Below are 16771 nucleotides of genomic sequence, written 5' to 3'. Positions count from 1 at the left end.
TCATGCCCCCTCAACGCTGGCGAGATAATCACGCCAGCCGCCAAACTCAGTGATATCCGTGGCGCCTTCCAGCGCCCAGGCTTCGCAGATGAACCCCTTCACCCGTCGGCCGTCCGCCAGCAGCAGCGTGCCGATGCCCAATGGCGCCGGGATTTCCGCCACAAACTCGCCGAAACGGGCCAGCGGGATGTCCCACAGCTCAACGCGGATCGCCGCCCCCTGCGCCGCGCGCGCCAGCCCCGGCTTCGGCGGCTCGGTATCGGCCAACGCGTACAGGCGGTAACAGGGAGCGGTGACGGTTTGTTCCACCCGCACCGCATCGCGCTGCGTCAGTTGGACGTTGAGCGGCATGCCGCTAAGGTGAGCGCCCACTACCGCCAGACGCACGTGTCCCGAAGACGAGGCCGGCGCCGGCTGCGGCGGCAATGCACGGCCGATAGCGCCGAGCGGCAAGGCGCATTGCCATTGCCAGCGCAGGCCAAACGCCGCCAGCGCCCGGTCATGCCAGGCGGGCGCAATCAGGGTGATGCCCGCCGGCAGGCCGTCTTCGCGCAGCGGCCCCGGCAGCGCCAGCGCGCTCAGATCGGCCAGGTTGGTGAAATTGGTGTAAGTGCCGAATTGCGAATTGAACAGCACCGGCTCCTGCGCCATCTCCGCCAGGGTGCGGATAGTGGGCGCGGTCGGCACCACCAGCGCGTCGAACGGCGCCAGCCGCTGGGCGATTTGCCGTGCCAGCTCGGCGCGCAGGTATTCCGCCTTGTAGGCGTCGCAGGCGCTGTAGCCGAGGCCGTTGCCGACGATGCCGCGCACCACCGGATCGATGGCCTGCGGGCTCGCTTCCAGCACCTGCTCAATGGCCACGGTGCGCTCCGCCACCCAGGGGCCGTAATACAGCTGTTCCGCCAGAGTGCGAAACGGCGCGAAATCGAGGGATTCCAGCGTGGCGCCGCCCGCCTGCAGCTGCGCCAGCGCTCGGTGAAACGCCCGCTCGGCCTGAACGTCGCCGAAAAACTCCAGCTGGGCGGGAACGGCGAAACGCGGCGCGGCGGGGATATCCGCCGGCGCGGTATGCGGATCGGGGCGGGAATACGGGTCTGCCGCGTCAAAGCCGCTCGCCAGTTCCGCCACCAGCGCGGCATCGGCCACCGTCAGCGCGAAAACCGACACCGTATCGTTCAACCGGCAGGCCGGCACCACGCCGCGGTTGGACAACCGCCCCTTGGTCGGCTTCAGCCCGACGATGTTGTTGAACCCGGCGGGCACACGCCCCGAACCGGCGGTGTCGGTGCCGAGCGCGAACGGCACCAGGCCGCGCGCCACCACCGAGGCGGAGCCGGAACTGGAACCGCCGCTGACGTAGCGGCTGTCGAAGCTGTTGACCACCGCGCCATAAGGTGAGCGGGTGCCCACCAACCCGGTAGCGAACTGGTCGAGGTTGGTTTTACCAAGGGCAATCGCCCCGGCGGCGCGCAGGTGGGCGACCACGGTAGCGTCCGCCGCGGCCTGGTAGGTGAACGCCGGGCAGGCGGCGCTGGTCGGCCAGCCGCCGACGTCGATATTGTCTTTGATGGCGAAGGGCACGCCGAACAGCGGCAGGCGGCTGAGATCGCCGGCGACCGCCGCCAGCCGTTGCGCCAGCTGTTGATACTGCTGCTCGCGCTGCGCCGGCGTGGCGAGATACAGCCAGGCGTTATCGTCCGGGTTCAGGCCGGCGACCAACGTTTCGATCGTCGCACTGACGCAGGCGAGGCGCTCGCTCGCCGGGCGGGTTTGATAATGGTGCTGCCATTCACTGAGGGTAAAACCGCACGCTTCAACAGGTTCGCTCATCGACTGAATTCCATCTGGTACACAAGATGGGATTCAACAGAGCAACCGGCGTGCCAGTTTTTAATCTCATGATTTCAATGAATTATAATTAAAACTTATGACGACGGCGGCGAACGGGCTGCACCAGCGGCGCGCAGCGGGGAACAAAAAGAGTGCAATGGCGGGATGGCGCAGAGAAAAAACCGGGGCGACGACACTCGCCGCCCCGAGGCCGATGTGGCTCAGTCGTTGATGCGTTTCAAACCGACCGGCGTAATGCAGTAGGTCTGTTGCTTGCCCTTCTCCGCCAACCGCAGGTGCTGCATTTCGTTGACGATCGCCAGACGGTTGTCCGGCTCTTCATGCCGCAGATGGATCACCTCACCGCCGTAGCCTGACAACGGCAACACCCAAGTTTTCGCCGGTTGATTCTGGCTGCCGATGACGTCGTAACTGAGCAAGACGTTGCCGTCCGCATCCGTCACGCTGAGGAAGGCATAGCTGTCGGTGAAGTAGTGGTGAGCAATCCCCGCCGCCAGCGTCACAGTCACGGTTTTTTTCATCAGATCGACGGCGCAGGTCAGAAACTGGCGATCGCCAATCCCTTTGCACGCCACGGTAAACGCATTGCCGACGTGAGCGCCCGGCGGCGTATTGTCGGCCGGCAGGCAATCCCGATAGGTCGCCAACAATGACTCGCGCTGCGGCTCGGCAAAGGCGCCGATCGCCAGATAAATATCATCCTTGAACGACGACGACGGCGCGTAGTAAGCCGGCAGCAGGTGGCGCAAACGCTGCGCCGCCTGTTCCAGGCGCGCCAGCAGCGCTTGCTCGGGATCGCCGGGCAACGCCGGATTTTTCAGCCCGCGGGTTTCGATACGCAGTACGTTGGTTTTGTTTTTGTTATCGATGACGCCGGCCGCCGGCGGATTCAAACGCACCCGGCTCGGCTCTACATGGTAAATCTCGATGTCATCGCCCTCGGCAAACGGCAGCTCGTCATGACTTAACGTAGCCTGAGTGCCCTGAATCTCCTTGCTGAAGCGCACCGCGCCCTGCCGATCGCGCAGCGTCACCCGGGCATAGGTTTCACCGGGGAAGTAGGCGTGCGGCGTGGTGCTGGTCACGTCAACCACCAGCGCCCCTTTGGCACGATCGACGACCACGGTGGCGAAGACCGCATCGCTCAGGCCCAACAGGTTGATCTCCTGCGAAACGATCGGCGAAGCGGCTTTGCGCTCGAAACGAAGCGTCACCGCGTTTTTCCCCTGCTTCACCGTCAGGTAACCCGCCGTCGGCCGATATTTGCGATCTTTGCCGGTCGGCAACCGCAAGGTATACACGCCGATCGGCAGCGCAGTCAGGGCCAGGGTCGGCGCGTCGATACGGATTTTGTGGGCATAGCGCGCCCCTTCCATCAGGATCAGGTCTTCACCGTAGATCTGCGCAAAGTCATCGATATCCAGACTCAGGGTGACGTCGCCTTTCAGCCCGCTGGCCTTGAGCTGGCAGGAATCGACCAGCCGCAGCGAGGAATCCAGTTTCAGCTGCGCCTGCAGCGCCGGCAAACTCTGCGCGTCCACCAGTTGATACAGCGGATACACCGCCTTGGCGTGGCTGAACGCGTTGCGATCGCGCTGCGCTTGGGTGATCACGCCGCCGGTCAGCTCGACGAAAGGCGTCACGTCGATCTGCTCACCGGCCGCGGCGAAGCTTGCCGACAGCAGGTCCAGCAAGGCATGTTCCGACGGCACGAAGCCCGGCGTATTGCAGCTTTGACGATATTGCTGATTAAAGTGCGTGAAGGCGTTCTTGCCTGCCTTGTCGACCATCAGCATCGCAAAGAACAGCTTGGAGCGCAGATCCCACTGGTTGAGCGGCGTACCCTGAGCGATCAAATCGATGATTTTCTTCTCGACGCCGGCCGCGTTGCCGTAATTATACAGCCACCCCTCCTGGTATTTGCGTTCCCCCAGCATCACGTCCTGATAGCAAGCGGCATAAATATTGTTCCACATCTCCCCGGTGGAGAAATATTTGTCGCCCATAAAGTGCCCCTGATAGCCGTGCGCGATCTCATGCAGGCTGCCCCAGTTGCTGTCTTTCGGCGTCAGCCAGAAGCTGCTGACCGAGTTGCTGGTTTCCGCCGTCCAGCGGCCGCCGTAATACGCGGCGCCGGCGCCGTGCTTATCGGCCTTCATAAAGTAGCGGTTGCGAATATTGCGATCGGATTCGTGTTCAGCCTCGAACGAAACGCCGGTCAGCGCATTATAGAAAGTGAAAATGCGATCGTAGTAGGCGATCAGCCCGTCGATGTTTTTCGCTTCGCCCAGCGACTTCAGCGCCGGTTTACTGATTTTCGGCACCAGCAACACAGCGTACTCCGCATCGACCAGGGCAAACTCGGCGTCCCGCTCGTCCCAGCGGGCAAAGAACGCGGTTTCGTTTTCGCCACGGCGATAAACCGGCAGCGCTTTTGCCGTGTCCGGATACTCGAACTCCAGCGCCGGCTCGCCCTGCCCATACGGCGTATCGATGAACGGCACCGAGACGGCATTGATCTGGGCCTCGACCCAGCTCGCGCCGACGCTGAATTCCGCCTCCGTTTTGCTGTCGTCATTCAGCAAGCGCAGCGTGAGCTTGCCGGTAAACGCCGCGTTGGTCTGGCGTACTCGCAGCACCTGCCCGGCGGCGAGAATGATGCCCAGATGCTGGCGATCGTGATCGATGCCCTTGCTCATGCCCGCCGCATCCAGCCAGACCGGCCGGGTCAAGGTGTAAAGTGATTGGGTTTTCGTGATGGTTGGCATCCTGCTTTCCTCATGGTTTGGGTGACTGAATTGACCATGAGAAAGTAACCGGACGGGCGGCACGCCCACCATCAATGGCGGATGGCTGAGGGCCAGTACAACAACGGCGGGCGGGAGAGGGGCAATAAAAAAGGCGCAACCTTGCGATTGCGCCTGATGTTCGGTGAACGCTGCGCGTTACTCGCCGCGAATGCGCTGCGCCAGCCCTTTGAGGAAGTAGCGCAGCATCTGATCGCCGCACGGGCGGTAGTTCTTGGTGCCCTCTTTGCGGAACAGCGCGCTCAGCTCCGGCTTGGAGATGCGGAAGTCCACCGCGGTGAAAATCTGGTGCATGTCGGTGTCTTTCAGCTCGAACGCCACGCGCAGCTTTTTCAGCACCAGGTTGTTGGTGATCGGCAGTTCAACCGCCGGCGCCGGGAACTTGTCGTCCTTGCCGCGCTTGAAGAACACCAGGCCGTTGAGGAAGTGCGCCATCACTTCGTCCGGGCACTTCTCGTAGCCCGGCTCGCCTTCTTTGATCACGTAAGCGTCCATCGCCGACACCGCCACCTCAAAATCGTCCAGTTTGATAATCTCGACCATTTTGGCGTTGTTAATGCTCAGCATATAGCGCACGCTGCGCAGCACGTCGTTGTTCATCATGGGATTGCATTGCCTTATTTGTCTAACGGGGACGTGCGCATTGTAAAAAATGCCCCATACCCAAAATAATTGGAGTTGCATCGCGGCGGCAAATTTGTAAGCCCCCGGAGCATAGTTAGCTATGTGACCGGGGCGCGCAAATGCAGCCAACAAAGAGGCAGCTCCAAGTATGACGGGTATGGCCGCACACCTTGAATGTGCGGCAGTATAGGGATCGGAAAGGGGTTTCTCAATCGATTTGGCTTTTTTGCTGATACAGCGGGATGTCTTCGCCGATGATGTACTTGTTGCGCAGCATTGACGAGACCTTGTCCATGATCATCACCACCACCACCAGGATCAGCGTGATGAACATCACCACGTCCCAGTTCCACAGCCGCATGTTCTCCGCGTACACCAGGCCGATGCCGCCGGCGCCGACGAAGCCCAGCACCGCCGCAGAGCGGGTGTTGGACTCGATCTGATACAGGCTGAGCGCCAGGAAGGTGGGGAACGACTGGGTGAAAATGCCGTAGCGGTGCTTCTGCAACCCGTTGGCGCCCACCGCCGTCAGGCCGCGGCTGGGGGACTTGTCCACCGCCTCATGGCCTTCGGCGTACAGTTTGCCCAACAGCCCGACGTCCTGCATCACGATAGCCAACACCCCGGCGAGCGGCCCCATGCCGACGGCGCGCACGAAGATCAGCCCCCAGATCGCCATGTCGATGCCGCGCAGCACGTCCAGCAAGCGGCGCACCAGCACCGAAATCGGCCGCAGCAGCGGCGTCGACATCACGTTGCGCGCGGCGAAGAACGACAGCGGCAGCGCGATCAGCGACGCGGTGATGGTGCCGGCGAACACGATGGCGATGGTGATGCCGATCTGCTGGAAGTAGTACATGAACGGCCAGTTGGCGAAGTCGTGCCAGACGAACATGCGCAGGAAATAGCGCCCCAGCTGCTGGCAGCCGTTGATAAACTGCGGCCAGCTAATGCCGAAGACCAAGAAGAAGAACACGTAGTACAGTACGATCGCCAAGGCGATCAGGCCGACGGTGCGCAGGTAGCGCCCCTGCTGCGCGAAGATCGCCGGATGCTGCTGTTTTAGCTGGCGCAGCGTTTCCGCCGATGCCGGAGTGCCCGCTATCATTTTGCCCCCTCCACCACGCGCTTGCGCAGCTCGCCCGACACGTAGTCGAGCACGGAAACCACCACGATGATCAGCAGCAGCGTCATGCTGACCTGATCGTAACGGTCGAGTTTGATGTTGGTCATCAGTTCCTGGCCGATGCCGCCCGCCCCCACCAGCCCCAAAATGGTCGACTGGCGGAAGTTGATCTCCAGCCGCATGAAGCTGTAGGAGAGAAACACCGGCTTCACCTGCGGCCACAGGCCGAAGCGCATGCGCTGCAGCGGCGTGGCGCCGCAGGCCGCCAGCCCGCGCACCGGCTTGTTGGAGGCGGTTTCGATCGATTCGTAGAACAGCTTGGTCAGGCTGCCGATGGTGTGCAGCGCCAGCGCCAGGAAGCCGGGAATGGCGCCGATGCCGAACGCCATCACGAACATCACCGCCCACGCCAACTCCGGCATGGTGCGCAAGAACGCCACCAGCGTGCGGATCGCGAGCCGCACCGAGGCCGGAGTATAGGTATTGCCGGCCGCCAGAAATGCCAGCACGGTCGCCACCAGCACCGAGAGAATGGTCGCCGCCAGCGCCAACTGCAGGGTCTCCCAGATCAGCGGCAGTTGGATGTTCAGGCGATAGCCCCAGTAAGCCAGCGAGCCTTCGGTGCGCCCGTCGGCGAACAGCAGGTTCCAGTGCAGCGTCGGCACGGTTTCGGCCAGATAGTCGAAGAAGTGCGGAATAGACACCCAGACGGTGTGCAGGTTGAACTCGGCGAGGTTGCCGGCGCCCAGGTACAACACCACCAGCCCGAGCGACCACAGCAGCGCTTCGCGCTTTTGCTTGCTGCGGATCCGTTGGTAATAGTGTGCGAAATCGGTATTCAAAGCAGGTCTTCCATCTTGATGGAACAAGGGGTTCAGCATGCTGAACCCCTTCATTCGAACGGCCGAGGCAGCCGGGAATTAACGGTCGCCTTTGGTCAGCTCGCGCTTCATATCGATGATGGTCTGGTATTCCGCCAGGGTTGTGTCGCCGATGTGCTGTTTGCCGCCCATCGCTTTGATAAAGCACGCGTGATCGTCTTTATCCAGCTTCTTGATGGCGGTAACCACTTTGGCCTTGAAGTCGGCCGGCAGCGAGTTGCTCACCAGGATCGGGCCGTTCGGGATCAGCGGCGACTGCCAGATGATGCGGATCTGTTTCATCAGGTCCGGGTGATCCATGCGGATCATGCGGGTGAACGCGCCGCTGGTGTAGCCGGTGTTGTAGTCGCCGATCATCGACGCCCAGGTCACCGCGCCTTCGAACTGGCCGTTCAGCACGCCGAGGATGTCCTGCTCGTGGCCGCCGGAGAAGGTGACGCTGGAGAAGGTGTTGTTGTATTTGTTGTCGACCGTGCCGCCGAACAGCTTTTTAAACGCCTGGTTCGGGATCAGGAAGCCGGAGGTCGAATCCGGATCGGCGAAGCCGATGGCCTTGCCTTTGAGGTCTTCCAGTTTCTGGTACGGGCTGCCGGCCTTCACCACCACCACTGAGTGGTAGCCGCGTGACTGGTCAACGTCGTCGACCGCGATGCCGACGATGTCCACCGCTTTCGGATCCTTGATGTAGACCGAGGCGAACGACGACGGCGACATGCTCAGCACCAGGTCAATCTTGCCGCCCAGCAGGCCCTGGATCACGCCGGAATAGTCGGACGAGTTGCGCAGCTTGGTATCGACGTTCAACTCTTTATCCAGGAACTGCTTCACGCACTGGTTATCGCCGATCTGCTGGGTGGCGTTCTGGCCGCCGAGAATGCCCAGGTTCAGCTCTTTCGGCGCATCCGCTGCGGCAGCATTAAATACCATCATCGCGCCGGCCATCAGGGTGGTCAGACTCAATACTTTTTTCATCAGGTGTGCCTTGTGTGTAAAGGGTAAAGGTCAAAAGTGCTTCAATGGATCTGATTGGCTTCCTCGCCATACAGCTGGTGCAGGATCCGTTCGTTCAGTTGCGAAGGATGCCCGTCAAACACGATCTTCCCGTGGGCGATGCCGATCACCCGCGAGCAATACTCTTTCACCAGTTCGACCGAGTGCAGGTTCACCATCACCGCGATGCCGTCTTCGCTGATTTTCTGCAGCGCGTCCATGATGCGGCGGGTGTTTTTCGGATCGAGCGACGCCACCGGCTCATCGGCCAGCAGGATTTGCGGGTTTTGCATCAGCGCGCGGCAGATAGCGACGCGCTGCATCTGACCGCCGGAAAGGTGCTCGGCGCGCTGCAGCGCGTGCGGCAGCATGTTGAGCCACTGCAACAGCTCGATGGCGCGAGCGCGGTCGGCGTCATCGAACAGTTTGAAGAAGGATTTCAGGGTGGAGGTGTGGCTCAGGCGCCCCAGCAGCACGTTGGTCATCACGTCCAGCCGCGGCACCAGGCAGAAGTCCTGGAAGATCATGCCGCAGCGCGCGCGCCACTGGCGCATCTGGCGGCCGGCAAGCTGGGCGATATCCTGCGCCACGCCATCGTCTTCGAAGTGCAGCATCTCGCCGCAGCTGGAAGGAATGGTGCCGTTGAGGGTATGCAACAGCGTGGACTTGCCCGCGCCGGAGCGGCCGATCACCGCCACGAATTCGCCGGCGTGCAGATCGAAATTGATGTCATCCAGCACGCGCTGCTGCGCTTTGTAAGCTTTGCCGAGCCCCTTTACCGATAACACTTTGCGGGATGCGGCGGCGTGCTGCCCTGGGAACTCGTGCTGCGCCAATTTTAACAGTGCCTGAGCCATATGATTTCTCTGGTTTCAGTGGCTAATCATTATGGGCACCTATTAACGGATAAGTTTATGACAGTGGGATGATGGTTTTATGGCCGGGGCGTGACGCGTGCCGCCCCGGTGTACGCCTCACGCCAGGGTGAAGAAGTCCAGCCCCAGCGCCGCCTTGACCTGCTGCAGCGTCCGCTGGCTGACCTGATGCGCGCGGAGGGTGCCGTGCTGCAGGATGCGCGTCAGCTCGCCTTTATCGGCGATGAATTCGGCGCGGCGGGTGCGGATCGGTTCGAGCAGGCTCTGCAGACAATCCTCCAGCAGCCGTTTGATCTTCACGTCCCCCAACCCGCCGCGGCGGTAGTGCGCCTTCAGTTCCGCCACCAGCGCGGCGTCTTCGCAAAAGGCGTCCAGATAGGTGAACACCATGTTGCCCTCCACCCGGCCGGGATCGCTGACGTTGAGATGGCCGGGATCGGTGAACATGCTCATCACCGCCTTGTGCACCTCGTCGGCGCCGGCGCCAAGCGGGATGGCGTTGCCGCGCGATTTCGACATTTTGCCCTGCCCGTCCAGCCCCGGCAGACGCCCGACGTTGCTTAACAGCGGCTGGCACTCCGTTAATATCGGTTGGCCGACGATGTGGTTGAAGCGCCGCACGATCTCGTTGGTTTGCTCCAGCATCGGCAGTTGATCCTCGCCGACCGGCACGTGGGTGGCGCCGAAGGCGGTGATGTCCGCCGCCTGGCTGACCGGATAGATCAGAAAACCGGCCGGCAGGCTGCGGGCGAAATCCTTCTCGGCGATTTCGCTTTTCACCGTCGGGTTGCGTTCCAGCCGCGCCACGCTGACCAGGTTGAGGTAGTACATCGTCAGCTCGGCCAACGCCGGCAGCGCCGACTGCAGGCAGATCGTGGTCTTGTGCGGATCGATGCCAACCGCCAGATAGTCGGCCACGACGTTGAGCACGTTGGCGCTGATTTTTTGCGGGTTGTTGCCGTTGTCGGTCAGGCCCTGCAGATCCGCCACCATCACCGTTTGGTTATGCTGGTGCTGCAGTGCGACGCGCTGGCGCAGCGAGCCGACGAAGTGGCCTAAATGCAGTGGGCCGGTGGCGCGATCGCCGGTAAGAATGGTGTAGCTCATGACAGTGCTCCTGAAGGTCTGTAGACCGCCGGATCAACGCCACAAAAAATAATGCCGCCAAACCGGCGGCATTAAAAAGAGATGTGAATACTCGTGCCGCCTCAGAAGAGGCGCCACCATGACTGATTGTGGGTGGAGTGCATCGATATATTCATGCCATCAAGGTATACCCGCCGCGGCAGCGCGTCAATAGCCCACCGCCGGCGCGTAAGACGGCGTTACACTCCGGCATTTGCGTTCCTGGCCTGGCGCGCTAGGGTAAAACCTTCAACCTGAAAAAGGAGCGCATGATGAAGATCGGATTTGCCGGACTGGGTGGGATGGGCAGCGCCATGGCGGCCAACCTGTTGCAGGCGGGCTTCGCCTTAACGGTATGGAACCGCTCGCCGCAGGCGGCGCAGCCGCTGGTGAGCGCCGGCGCGCGGCAGGCCGAACGGCCGGAACAGTTGGCCGATGCCGACGTGCTGATCACCATGCTGGCCGACGATGCCGCCACGCAGCAGGTGGTGGTGGACAGCGGATTGCTGCAACGGATGAAACCGGGCGCGCTGCATATCAATATGGCGACTATCTCGGTCGAACTCGCCAAACGTTTGACGACGCTGCATGAGGAGCACGGCATCGGTTATCTCGCCGCGCCGGTGCTGGGACGGGTCGATGTGGCGGCCGCCGGCAAACTGAATATTCTGGCGGCCGGCGATAGCGAGCGGCTGAAGCAAGCGCAGCCGCTGTTCGATGCCCTCGGCCAGAAAACCTGGCACTTCGGCGCCGATCCGGCGCAGGCCAACGTGGTCAAAATCGCCACCAACTTTACGCTGGCCAGCGCCATTGAAGCAATGGCGGAAGGCAGCGCGTTGGTGCGCAACTATGGCGTGTCCGGCACCGACTACCTGCAGATGCTGAGCGGCACCGTCTTCGCCGCCCCGGCCTATCAGGGCTATGGCGCGCTGATCGCCGCAGAGAAGTATTCACCCGCCGGATTCCGGCTGGCGCTGGGGTTGAAAGACGTCGGGCTGGCGCTGGCCGCCGGCGCCGACAGCCATACGCCGATGCCGTTCGCCGGGGTGCTGAAAGACAACTTCCTCGACGCGATGGCGCAGGGGGATGCGGATCTGGACTGGGCGGCGCTGGCCAAGGTGGCGGCGCGGCGGGCGGGCCTGAAATAACGAACGGGGGCGTTGGCCCCCGTTTTCCGTTCTCAGAACACGATGTCCGCCGCGGGCACGGCGCGGATCGGCACGCCGAAGCTGTCGATATTCGACAGCGTCTCGTTATGGTGGGTGCGGATCAGCAAACCGTCGGCATAGGATTTGTCGTGGCAGGTGTGCGCATCCGCCGCCAGCGTCACCGGATAGCCGCGCGCCGCGGCGCTGCGCACCGTGGTATCGATGCAAAACGGCGTGGAGTAGCCGCAAACCACCAGCTGCGATACGCCGTTGGCGATCAGCAACGCGCCGAGCGAGGTGCGCAGGAAGGAATCCGGCGTGGTTTTATCCACCCGATGGTCGCCCGGCGCCACCTTCAGCGCCGCGAGCACTTGCCAGGCGGCGCTGCCGTGCGGCAGTTCGTCGTCAGGCGTGTGGTGCTGAATCACGATCACCGGCACGCCCGCCCGGCGGGCGCGCTCGCTCAACTGATTGATGCGCGCAACGGTGCCCGCGGCATCCGCCGGCGGCGGCGTAAACAACCCTTCCTGCACATCGATAATCAACAGCGCGGTGGTCATGGCGGCTCCCGAAGAGAAGATAAATGGCGTCAGCACACCGGCTGGCGCGGGCGGAAAATGTGGTCAACGCCCTGCTCGCGCAGCCGGTTCACCAGATCGTGCCCGCCGTTCGGCGTGGCGTGCGCCAGCTGACGCTCGGCGGTAAACACCGGGCTGGCCCAAAACAGGTTCACCGGGTCGCCGTACTGCTGCGGCAACGCCAGGTGCGCGTGATGCGGATAGAAGGACGACGATAAAATATAGCCTTCGTAGCCCAACGGCGCCACGTCGGACTCCAGCGTGTGCCCTTCGCCGATCCAGGTCAACCGCGCCCACGGCGCGTGCGCGAAACCGGCCAGCGCGCTGGCCATCTGCACCGCGTTGTCTTCGGTCATGTATTGGCTGTCGATGGCGATCGCCATCTCCATGCGGCGATAGCGCGAAGCCTCGTCGTTGAACAGGATCTCCACCCACGGCATCGGCCGGATGCTGACCCCCATGGTGAGGAAGTAATAGATGCCGTCGCGCTCGTGCTGAGTGATGGCCATCGGCGGCCACTTGCCCTGATCGATGGCGTAATATTTTACCGAAGGGCCGAAATGCTGCTCATAGCGCGCCTGAAAATCGCGCTGCATCTTCGGCCACGGATTGCCCTCTTCACGCTGCCAGCTGCGCCAAAACTGCCGGGTGCTTTCCGCCTGCGCATATTGCGTGTTGGTCGAGGCCGAACCGAGCGGATAGGCCAGTGGGCTCTCCTTGATGCAGCTGGCCGAATAGCACACCGAATGGTCGATATACAGGCTCCAGCCGGGGATCACCGCCAGCAGTTGGCCGTAATACCACAGGGCCGCGCCGTCGTCGCTTTCGCTCCACACCACCATCAGCCCTTCCGGGTTCAGCGGCGCTTCCCCTTCCAGGTTGCGGCAAAACTCCGCCGCCAGCATCGGCGGCTGCCCTTGTTCCAACGCGGCGCGATCCTCCTGCAGCGGCGCGGCGGCCAGGTTGCGCAGCCAGCAGGCGCGCACCTGATAGCGATCGCTGTAGGCTTCGGCGGGATAGATGTAAAAATAGGCTGCCCGGTGATCTTGCTGAACCACCGCGACCAGCGTCTGGTTCTCATTGCTGACTTCAGCAAGTACGTATGACTCGTTCATATCACCTCAATAGGGTCAGGGCGCGGCAGAATCGGCTGCGCGCCAAAAATGGAATGTGGCTTTGCCCCAAGTGTAAAACGCATTACTGGCCGGATCACCCGTAAAAGTCTCAAAAACGGCCGTAAACGAAGATAAACAAAGGCTAATTATAGCGGCTGCGGCTCATGACGGCCGAGTGATGCGCCGCACCGCGCGCTGATAGGAACCGTTGCGCATCGACGCGCCCAGCACCTTGCCCAAACCGGCGGCGCCCGTTCGCACCAGCCGCCGCCGCAGCGCGCCCGGATGAAAACCGAACTGCCGCTGCGCCCAGTCGGGCAACAGATCGATGCCCGCCTGCATCACCACCCCGCCGAGCGGGCGCGCCAACGCGCTCGGCGCCGGCGCCTTCAGCAGAATGCGCGCCACCTCTTGGGTGCGTTCATCGCACACCAGCTGCGGCCGCATCGCCTGCAGGTATTCTTCGACCTCCGCGCAGGACTGAGGTATTGCAGTGGCTCCCAGCGCGGCGGCCACGCGCGCCGCTTCACGATAGTATTGATCCTGCAAATCGCGGGAAAGATGGGGGTTACGGTAGCGCAGGTGGCTGGCCAGAAAGCGGCTGCTCTCCGCCACGTGCACCCAGGTCAGCAGCGCCGGATCGCTGGCGGCATAAGGCGTGCCGTCGCCGCCGACGCCGGTTACCCGCAGATGGATGGCTTTGACTTTGGCGATCAGCCGCTCCGCCTCGGCGGTCGGGCCGAAGGTGGTGACCGACACGAACTGGCTGGTGCGGCGCAGGCGGCCGATCATATCGTCGCGAAAATTGGAGTGATCCCATACGCCGGCCAGCGCCAGCGGGTGCAGCATTTGCAGCAGCAAGGCGCTGACGCCGCCGCACAGCATCGGCGTGAAATCGCGATGTACCTGCCAGATGACAGACTGCGGGCCGAACAGCCCCGGATCGCCGGGCGGATTCTCAAAATCGACGCCGCCGAGCGCCAGCCCGGTCAGGCTGAGCACCTGTTTCTCTATCGCTGCGCGTACCGCTTCCATCCTGCCGCCCTCTTGCTCATTCAGCGGCCAGTGTAACACGCGGCGAGCGCCTCATTGCGCCCTGCGGCGGTTGAAAGCATTAACTTACTGAATTACAGTTGTTATACCGCTTGCAACAAAGCGGGCCTATTCGATCCACTGCAGAGGCGCTTTGCAGGGCGTTAACCCACGTTAATTCGGCACTAACCCCACAAAACCTCTATCTAGTTTCTTTTCCTTCAACTTAGATAGCAGAGAGTTCGATGATTACCATCAGAGCACGCGCGGCGGAAGACAACGCGCAATTGGCAGATATCTGGCTGCGTTCGGTGCGCGCCACCCACCATTTTTTAACCGAAGACAACATCGCGCAGCTGTTCCCGCTGGTGCTGAACGACTACCTGCCGGCGGTCAACGTTTGGGTGGCCGAAGAACGCCCGGGGCATCCCTGCGGCTTTATCGGCCTGAACGGCAACAAGGTAGAGATGCTGTTTATCGACGCGGATCAGCGCGGCAAAGGGGTGGGCAAAGCGCTGCTGACCCACGCGGAAACGCTGCACGATGAGCTGCAGCTGGACGTGAACGAGCAAAATCCGCAGGCCAGCGGCTTCTACCGCCACTACGGGTTTGTCATCACCGGCCGCTCGCCGCTCGACGGCCAGGGCAACCCGTTCCCGCTGCTGCACATGAAGCTGGAAAAACGCTAGCCCTCCGCCGGCCGCCCTGCGGCCGGTTTCTTCCCCCGCCTCCCCCGCAGCCTTATATATCAAATCAGAATAAGTAATAGATTTTACATTCTTCCTGTCACTATAAACCCTCGGTAGGATTGCCCGGTATTCACCCGCAACAGAGGTTCCGTCAGCCGAAAAGCCGAACGATCTCTGTCCGGCGCACCGCGCTCTGGACGGAATGCTGTGATGTATCGATAAGGATCCGCTTCGCTATGATCGTTCTTTCGAACGTTTGCAAAACTTTTGACAGCACACCGGGCCGCGTCGTGGCGGTAGACAACGTCAGCCTGGCGGTAGAGGCCGGGCAAATTTACGGCATCATCGGCTACAGCGGCGCCGGCAAAAGCACCCTCATCCGCCTGCTCAACGGCCTGGAAACGCCCACCAGCGGCCGCATTGACGTGGGCGGTTTTGATATCGCCCGCGCCAAAGGCAGCCATCTGCGCCAGGCGCGCCTGAAAATCAGCATGGTGTTTCAGCACTTCAACCTGCTGTGGTCGCGCACCGTCAGCCAGAACATCGCGTTTTCCATGCAGATCGCCGGCGTGCCCAAGGCGCAGATTGCGCCGCGCGTGGCGGAACTGATCGCGCTGGTCGGCCTGCAGGGGCGCGAAAACGCCTACCCGTCGCAGCTCAGCGGCGGCCAAAAGCAGCGCGTCGGCATCGCCCGCGCGCTGGCCAATAACCCGAGCGTGCTGCTGTGCGACGAGGCCACCTCGGCGCTCGATCCGCAGACCACCGACGCCATTCTCGACCTGCTGTTGGACATCAACCGTCAGCTGAAATTGACCATCGTGCTAATCACCCACGAGATGCACGTGGTGCGCAAAATCTGCCACCGCGTGGCGGTGATGGAAAACGGCCGCATCGTCGAAGAAGGCCCGGTGCTTGACGTGTTCACCCGGCCGCAGCAGCCGATCACCCGACAGTTCGTCAAACAGGTGTCGCAGTATGCGGACACCGAAGAGAGCTTCAACCCGCAGCTCACCGCCCACTTGCCGGGGGCGATTTTCAAGCTGACCTTCGTCGGCGTGCAAACCCATCAGGCGGTGATCTCTGAAGTGATCCGGCGCTACGCCCTGACCGTCAACATTCTGCACGGCAAGATCAGCCACACCCTCAACGGTTCGTTCGGCGAACTGTACATCCACGCCGAAGGCAATGAACAACAAGTCGCCGACATGCTCAACCTGCTGCACGAAAGAGACATCGCCGTCGAGGTTATCCAACATGATTGAATCCCTGTTCCCCCACCTGCGTCTGGACCAACTGTGGGACGCCACCTGGGAAACGCTGTACATGACCGGCATCGCCGGTTTGGCCACGCTGGTGCTGGGCATCGTGCTCGGCGTGCTGCTGTTTTTAACCTCGAAGGGCCAGCTGTTGCAGAACCGGGCGGTCTACTCGCTGATCTCCGTGTTGGTCAACGTCTTCCGCTCTATCCCGTTCATCATTCTGATCGTGCTGCTGATCCCATTCACCAAGTCGCTGATCGGCACCATTCTCGGCGCGGACGCGGCCCTGCCGGCGCTGATCGTCGGCGCGGCGCCGTTCTACGCCCGGCTGGTGGAGATCGCGCTGCGCGAAGTCGACAAAGGAGTGATCGAAGCGGCGCGCTCGATGGGCGCCAAAAACCGCACCCTGATTTTCCGCGTATTGCTGCCGGAAAGCTCGCCGGCGCTGGTTTCCGGCATCACCGTCACCCTGATCGCGCTGGTGAGCTACACCGCGATGGCCGGGGTGATCGGCGCCGGCGGCCTGGGCAATCTGGCCTATCTGGAAGGCTTCCAACGCAACCACAGTGACGTGACGCTGGTGGCGACGCTGACGATCCTGCTGATCGTTTTCGTCATTCAGTTCATTGGCGACACCCTGACAAGAACGCTCGATAAACGTTAATTAACCA

The 16771-nt window shown here is 62.1% G+C and carries 15 protein-coding genes; 4 read left to right on the top strand and 11 right to left on the bottom strand.

The window, feature by feature from the left end; genetic code table 11:
* From atzF to trpS, 8 genes are all read right to left on the bottom strand, one after another.
* Window positions 1-1830, bottom strand: coding sequence for an allophanate hydrolase (gene atzF, locus ACJ8PL_RS02670; RefSeq protein WP_442530793.1), 1830 nt, complete (start codon window positions 1828-1830; stop codon window positions 1-3).
* 221 nt (window positions 1831-2051) lie between these two features.
* Entirely contained in the window at window positions 2052-4619 is a 2568-nt protein-coding gene (locus ACJ8PL_RS02665) for a putative mucin/carbohydrate-binding domain-containing protein (RefSeq protein ID WP_442530792.1), read from the bottom strand.
* 177 nt (window positions 4620-4796) lie between these two features.
* Entirely contained in the window at window positions 4797-5261 is a 465-nt protein-coding gene (locus tag ACJ8PL_RS02660; protein WP_016928588.1) for a DUF1456 family protein, read from the bottom strand.
* 229 nt (window positions 5262-5490) lie between these two features.
* Window positions 5491-6390 (bottom strand): phosphonate ABC transporter, permease protein PhnE, encoded by a 900-nt coding sequence (gene phnE, locus ACJ8PL_RS02655; RefSeq protein ID WP_025302015.1) that lies wholly within the window; start codon window positions 6388-6390, stop codon window positions 5491-5493.
* A complete protein-coding gene (gene phnE, locus ACJ8PL_RS02650; RefSeq protein WP_442530791.1) occupies window positions 6387-7250 on the bottom strand; it encodes a phosphonate ABC transporter, permease protein PhnE in 864 nt (287 codons plus the stop codon). The genes phnE (ACJ8PL_RS02655) and phnE (ACJ8PL_RS02650) overlap by 4 nt, the downstream gene beginning before the upstream one ends.
* Before the next feature lie 78 nt (window positions 7251-7328).
* Window positions 7329-8261: a phosphonate ABC transporter substrate-binding protein gene (gene phnD, locus ACJ8PL_RS02645; RefSeq protein ID WP_004939482.1), complete on the bottom strand. Its 933-nt coding sequence runs from the start codon at window positions 8259-8261 to the stop codon at window positions 7329-7331.
* Window positions 8262-8302: 41 nt separating this feature from the next.
* On the bottom strand, window positions 8303-9136 hold the full coding sequence (gene phnC / locus ACJ8PL_RS02640; protein WP_004939485.1) for a phosphonate ABC transporter ATP-binding protein: 834 nt from the start codon (window positions 9134-9136) through the stop codon (window positions 8303-8305).
* 117 nt (window positions 9137-9253) lie between these two features.
* The gene (trpS, locus tag ACJ8PL_RS02635; RefSeq protein WP_239441702.1) at window positions 9254-10261 is read right to left on the bottom strand and encodes a tryptophan--tRNA ligase; all 1008 of its coding nucleotides are present in this window, start codon (window positions 10259-10261) and stop codon (window positions 9254-9256) included.
* A gap of 290 nt (window positions 10262-10551) precedes the next feature.
* Here trpS and ACJ8PL_RS02630 point away from each other — a divergent pair, with 290 nt between their 5' ends.
* A complete protein-coding gene (locus tag ACJ8PL_RS02630; protein WP_079449524.1) occupies window positions 10552-11427 on the top strand; it encodes an NAD(P)-dependent oxidoreductase in 876 nt (291 codons plus the stop codon).
* A 32-nt stretch (window positions 11428-11459) separates the two neighbouring features.
* On the opposite strand, the gene ACJ8PL_RS02625 is transcribed toward ACJ8PL_RS02630, so the two are convergent.
* From ACJ8PL_RS02625 to ACJ8PL_RS02615, 3 genes are all read right to left on the bottom strand, one after another.
* The gene (locus tag ACJ8PL_RS02625; protein WP_079449525.1) at window positions 11460-11987 is read right to left on the bottom strand and encodes a cysteine hydrolase family protein; all 528 of its coding nucleotides are present in this window, start codon (window positions 11985-11987) and stop codon (window positions 11460-11462) included.
* Between the two features lie 29 nt (window positions 11988-12016).
* On the bottom strand, window positions 12017-13120 hold the full coding sequence (locus tag ACJ8PL_RS02620; protein WP_016928594.1) for a suppressor of fused domain protein: 1104 nt from the start codon (window positions 13118-13120) through the stop codon (window positions 12017-12019).
* A gap of 162 nt (window positions 13121-13282) precedes the next feature.
* A complete protein-coding gene (locus ACJ8PL_RS02615) occupies window positions 13283-14155 on the bottom strand; it encodes an oxygenase MpaB family protein (protein WP_016928595.1) in 873 nt (290 codons plus the stop codon).
* 242 nt (window positions 14156-14397) lie between these two features.
* Between ACJ8PL_RS02615 and ACJ8PL_RS02610 the strand changes: the two genes are divergently transcribed.
* The 3 genes from ACJ8PL_RS02610 to ACJ8PL_RS02600 all read left to right on the top strand — a co-directional run bounded on the left by ACJ8PL_RS02610 (window position 14398) and on the right by ACJ8PL_RS02600 (window position 16764).
* Window positions 14398-14841 carry an acetyltransferase gene (locus ACJ8PL_RS02610; RefSeq protein WP_016928596.1) on the top strand — a complete coding sequence of 148 codons (444 nt, stop codon included), beginning with the start codon at window positions 14398-14400 and terminating at the stop codon, window positions 14839-14841.
* Window positions 14842-15077: 236 nt separating this feature from the next.
* Window positions 15078-16103, top strand: a complete 1026-nt coding sequence (locus tag ACJ8PL_RS02605; RefSeq protein ID WP_421085743.1) for a methionine ABC transporter ATP-binding protein — start codon at window positions 15078-15080, stop codon at window positions 16101-16103.
* Window positions 16096-16764, top strand: coding sequence for a methionine ABC transporter permease (locus ACJ8PL_RS02600; RefSeq protein ID WP_004939505.1), 669 nt, complete (start codon window positions 16096-16098; stop codon window positions 16762-16764). The genes ACJ8PL_RS02605 and ACJ8PL_RS02600 overlap by 8 nt, the downstream gene beginning before the upstream one ends.
* The last annotated feature ends 7 nt before the right edge of the window (window positions 16765-16771 follow it).

It is taken from the genome of Serratia sp. CY83965, from assembly GCF_052166375.1.
Taxonomy (GTDB): domain Bacteria; phylum Pseudomonadota; class Gammaproteobacteria; order Enterobacterales; family Enterobacteriaceae; genus Serratia; species Serratia marcescens.
This window is presented reverse-complemented; position numbering and strand designations above follow the sequence as displayed.

Coding starts and splice junctions, on each gene's coding strand:
- atzF (WP_442530793.1), bottom strand. CDS start 1,830: ATGAGCGAACCTGTTGAAGCGTGCGGTTTTACCCTCAGTGAATGGCAG.
- ACJ8PL_RS02665 (WP_442530792.1), bottom strand. CDS start 4,619: ATGCCAACCATCACGAAAACCCAATCACTTTACACCTTGACCCGGCCG.
- ACJ8PL_RS02660 (WP_016928588.1), bottom strand. CDS start 5,261: ATGATGAACAACGACGTGCTGCGCAGCGTGCGCTATATGCTGAGCATT.
- phnE (WP_025302015.1), bottom strand. CDS start 6,390: ATGATAGCGGGCACTCCGGCATCGGCGGAAACGCTGCGCCAGCTAAAA.
- phnD (WP_004939482.1), bottom strand. CDS start 8,261: ATGAAAAAAGTATTGAGTCTGACCACCCTGATGGCCGGCGCGATGATG.
- phnC (WP_004939485.1), bottom strand. CDS start 9,136: ATGGCTCAGGCACTGTTAAAATTGGCGCAGCACGAGTTCCCAGGGCAG.
- trpS (WP_239441702.1), bottom strand. CDS start 10,261: ATGAGCTACACCATTCTTACCGGCGATCGCGCCACCGGCCCACTGCAT.
- ACJ8PL_RS02630 (WP_079449524.1), top strand. CDS start 10,552: ATGAAGATCGGATTTGCCGGACTGGGTGGGATGGGCAGCGCCATGGCG.
- ACJ8PL_RS02625 (WP_079449525.1), bottom strand. CDS start 11,987: ATGACCACCGCGCTGTTGATTATCGATGTGCAGGAAGGGTTGTTTACG.
- ACJ8PL_RS02620 (WP_016928594.1), bottom strand. CDS start 13,120: ATGAACGAGTCATACGTACTTGCTGAAGTCAGCAATGAGAACCAGACG.
- ACJ8PL_RS02615 (WP_016928595.1), bottom strand. CDS start 14,155: ATGGAAGCGGTACGCGCAGCGATAGAGAAACAGGTGCTCAGCCTGACC.
- ACJ8PL_RS02610 (WP_016928596.1), top strand. CDS start 14,398: ATGATTACCATCAGAGCACGCGCGGCGGAAGACAACGCGCAATTGGCA.
- ACJ8PL_RS02605 (WP_421085743.1), top strand. CDS start 15,078: ATGATCGTTCTTTCGAACGTTTGCAAAACTTTTGACAGCACACCGGGC.
- ACJ8PL_RS02600 (WP_004939505.1), top strand. CDS start 16,096: ATGATTGAATCCCTGTTCCCCCACCTGCGTCTGGACCAACTGTGGGAC.